Source organism: candidate division KSB1 bacterium (genome assembly GCA_022562085.1).
GTDB lineage: Bacteria > Zhuqueibacterota > Zhuqueibacteria > Oceanimicrobiales > Oceanimicrobiaceae > Oceanimicrobium.
On sequence record JADFPY010000427.1, the window covers coordinates 1 to 3422 of the forward strand.

At 44.6% G+C, this 3422-nt stretch carries 4 protein-coding genes; all 4 read right to left on the reverse strand.

All coding sequences use genetic code 11. The annotated features are described in order from the left end of the window. Positions 1-581: 581 nt before the first annotated feature. The 4 genes from IH879_21710 to IH879_21725 all read right to left on the reverse strand — a co-directional run bounded on the left by IH879_21710 (position 582) and on the right by IH879_21725 (position 2959). Positions 582-1379 carry an alpha/beta fold hydrolase gene (locus IH879_21710; protein MCH7677543.1) on the reverse strand — a complete coding sequence of 266 codons (798 nt, stop codon included), beginning with the start codon at positions 1377-1379 and terminating at the stop codon, positions 582-584. 185 nt (positions 1380-1564) lie between these two features. Beyond that, positions 1565-1777, reverse strand: coding sequence for a hypothetical protein (locus IH879_21715; protein ID MCH7677544.1), 213 nt, complete (start codon positions 1775-1777; stop codon positions 1565-1567). 33 nt (positions 1778-1810) lie between these two features. Continuing rightward, a complete protein-coding gene (locus tag IH879_21720) occupies positions 1811-2251 on the reverse strand; it encodes a hypothetical protein (protein ID MCH7677545.1) in 441 nt (146 codons plus the stop codon). Between the two features lie 9 nt (positions 2252-2260). Then, positions 2261-2959: a DUF72 domain-containing protein gene (locus tag IH879_21725; protein ID MCH7677546.1), complete on the reverse strand. Its 699-nt coding sequence runs from the start codon at positions 2957-2959 to the stop codon at positions 2261-2263. Positions 2960-3422 lie beyond the last annotated feature (463 nt).

The window sequence follows — 3422 nt, forward strand, 5'->3', positions numbered from 1 at the left end:
AAAGGAACGGAAGGATGCGGATTTAAAATTCAAAAGCGATTTGCTGACTAAAGCAAAAATGAGCAAATTTTGGGCTTCGATTTTTTATCTCACAGTTCGGATAGGTGGCGCAGAAGTTTTGAGTTTATCATTCACATGGGCTTTTGCTCAGAAATCCTAACTCAACTGTTCCCTCGCAGGATACGATTTTTTTCCCACTGCAAAGAGGTTAATATGAATCTATTTTGAAAAACGAAGTCATCAAAAGGAATATCCTAGACGCTGACGCCTTTTTAAACGCTCAAAAAAGAGTGAAATGAGTGCAGGCAAAGTCAGCCAAAAAATAATCGTTGTCAGTGTATAATCATACACCTCCATTGTTAAGAATAATGTCTCTATTGAAGGTATCTCACCGGGTGGGGATTAATCAAGAAAAAACTGCGTAGCGCAGCGGAGCTTCGTTCAACTTTGCGCTGGAGAGGACGCGGTACAGCATGTTCCGAAAACCGCCAAATCGGGGGCGCACCCATCAGCATAGTCGTCAGCGCAAGACAATGCCATATTTCAATCCCTGCAAGAAATAGAAAATGGTGAAGAGGGAATCACCTGACTTTCTTCTTCGCAGGTTTTGCAGCTTTAACAGGCTTCCTCTGAAGTATTTTAGAGTGCGTTTTAATGAAATTCAGCATTTCCTGTTTGACTCGCTCCTTCTCAACATCGACCGTAATAATGTGATAGGATTCCTCAAGGTCAATCTTCAATTTTTCAGTTGAGCCGATTTCATCAAATATGATTGTAGAGTTCGAAAAAGCAACCGAGTGATCATTTTTGGCGTGCATAATCAAAATCGGCTGCGTGACTTCCGGCAAATCTCCTCGCACATGGTCCACGAGCTGAAAGAATTGTTCAGCAGCATAAAGCGGATATTTTTGATAACTCGCCAGTTTTGGTTTCATGGATGTGTCCCGCACATCCTCCCCGTTTCGTTTGTAGCGGTACTTTTTGACTCTCTTTAAAAATTTTATTGCCGTTGTTTGCCAGGTTGGAAATTTAATCGCGGTTGATAAAGCGACAATCCCCTGAACAGGCCGATGGGCTGCCAGATTCAGGGCGAGTGTCCCGCCGGTTGAAAGTCCACACACGAAAACTTCTTCGCAGACTTTGTTTAATTCCTCATAAGCTTCTTTCACACAATTAAACCAGTCGCGCCAGGTGTAATTAAACAAATCCGCCGAATGGGTGGCATGTCCCGGCAAAGTCGGAATAGAAACCGTAAAATTCTGTTTGACCAGAACCTCGCCCAGGTCCAGCCATTCGTTTGGGCTGCCGGTAAACCCGTGAATCAGGAGGCAGCCCACCGGTCCTTTCTTATGAAAATTAGTAAAATTATTTGAAGACATAACTTTGTAAATATTTCTAAGTTAGCTCTGAAGGAAAACTTATTTTTTTCTGTCTTTGCGAGCGTTTCTCAGCGAAGCAATCTCCTGATTGGCTAGGCTCGAGATTGCTTCGGCAAAGGCTTGTCCTGAGCTTGTCGAAGGAACGCCTCGCAAAGACGGGTATAAGATGACTTCCCAGTCAAGCGCTAAGTTCCGCTCGTCCATTGATCGGACTGAGGATCCCAAAACGGACCTTCCAAACCGATGTCAGCAAAAATTTTAACCATGTCGTCGGGAGCCGGCCGCCGCGCATCCACAGTCAGTCGATTTCCGTACCAGGTCACGGCTAACTGCCACATCTGCTGTAACGTCAAAATCGGGCGCCGAGGAACATTGTGATCCCGGCACCACTTATTCACGTGCTCTTCCGACCGGAAGAGAAGCATGGTTTGTCAGGTGTAAACAATGTCGTCCCACCAGTGCGCCGCTGGCACCGCAAAGTGGATGGCACAGTCTTGTGGCACCGGAGCCCCATCGCGTACCTCGAGCGACATCGCCTCTCCACAATCTCCGCAGGTGGTCGCAACATCGCCATCGTCATGAAGCGCAGCAGCGACCCCAAGGGCGTCCCAAACGCAATTTGCAAAATACGATTTCCTGCCGACTTTGACACGAAAGGGCGTCTCGACTCCCGAAAATGGCGGGGCCATTCTGATTTTATCGGAATCGGCTTCGAGAACTAACAACCGTTTCTCGCAAAGTTTGTTGAAAGCCTCCCTTACTTCATCGACCGAACTATCCAACACTTTTGCAACTTCCGCAACAGTCGGCGCTTTAGTGGTTTCAACAATTGTGTCATAGATATTGAATTTAACAGCAATCTCGAAATCCATATTTGTCTCCTAAGCTCCAGCTAATTCTAAAAACCGGCGAGCCAATTTGGGTCCCGCCCCCTCATCTTCATGCTTGAAAAACACGTAAACCTTCTGCCAATCCTGAGCCTGAATCCGCTGCAGCCAATCTTTGAGCGCTTTATCATCGTAATCCATGCGGCGAAGTCTGAAGTAGCCCCAATCGGCGGTCGAGACGACTTTAATTTCAGAATTATCCCCCATTTCAGAGAAATTCAAGGCGCAATTCTTTGAACGCAAGCTCTCAAAAACCTCTTCTTCAAACCAGGAGTGGTGGCGGAACTCAAATGTTGCCTTCCCATCCGGAATCAGTTTAAGAAAATTCTGTAGTAGGTCAATATCCTTGCGTAAATAAGGCGGTAGTTGCACTAAGATTACGCCGAGCTGTTCTCCTAAGGTTGCGGCTGTTTTAAATAGATAGTTTGTCTCTTCGTCGGTTTCCTTGAGTTTTTTAAAGTGAGTAATCTTCCGGGAGGCTTTGAGGACAAACCGAAAACTTTCAGGAACCTGCTCCTGCCAGTTTTCGAGCATTTTGGCACTTGGCAATCTATAAAACGTGTTGTTGATTTCAACTGCGGGAAGCTGGCTGCTGTAATAATTGAGCATTTCCTTGTCCGGCAGGTCTTCCGGATAAAAGGGTCCCTTCCATTCTTTGTAACTGTAGCCGCTGGTCCCGACAAATAATTTCATCGCTTACTCCTAACCCGGACACAAGCCGGAAATCCCAAATATCAAATAACAAATCCCAAGCTTGTCCCCGAATGTTCCCCGATTAAAGAATTCGGGGACAAGTTTAGTCGGGGATAAAACTCAAATTGCAAATCAAACAAAACAACAGCTACAATCAAGGGATTTTTGTCTTTAGTTGAGATTTCGAAAATTGGGCATTGGATTTTATTTGTTATTTAGCAATTGCGATTTGTGATTTCAAGTCCTGCCAAAAAAGACAGAATTTCACTTCTCAGGTTCTCAGGATATCTTAAATTAATTTAGTTTAAAAATTCTGAGCTTAATAAGCAACTGTTTTTACTTTGAACATAGAACTTTAGCCACAGATAATCACTGATGAAACACGGATTTCTTTTAGACAGATTAAGAATGGAGCCTAACAATCTGGGAAAATCAGTGTTAATACGGGGCTAAAAAGATATTT

What these genes read in the sequence shown, in the direction of transcription:
- IH879_21710 (MCH7677543.1), bottom strand. Translation starts at nt 1,379, where the DNA reads ATGTCTTCAAATAATTTTACTAATTTTCATAAGAAAGGACCGGTGGGC.
- IH879_21720 (MCH7677545.1), bottom strand. Translation starts at nt 2,251, where the DNA reads ATGGATTTCGAGATTGCTGTTAAATTCAATATCTATGACACAATTGTT.
- IH879_21725 (MCH7677546.1), bottom strand. Translation starts at nt 2,959, where the DNA reads ATGAAATTATTTGTCGGGACCAGCGGCTACAGTTACAAAGAATGGAAG.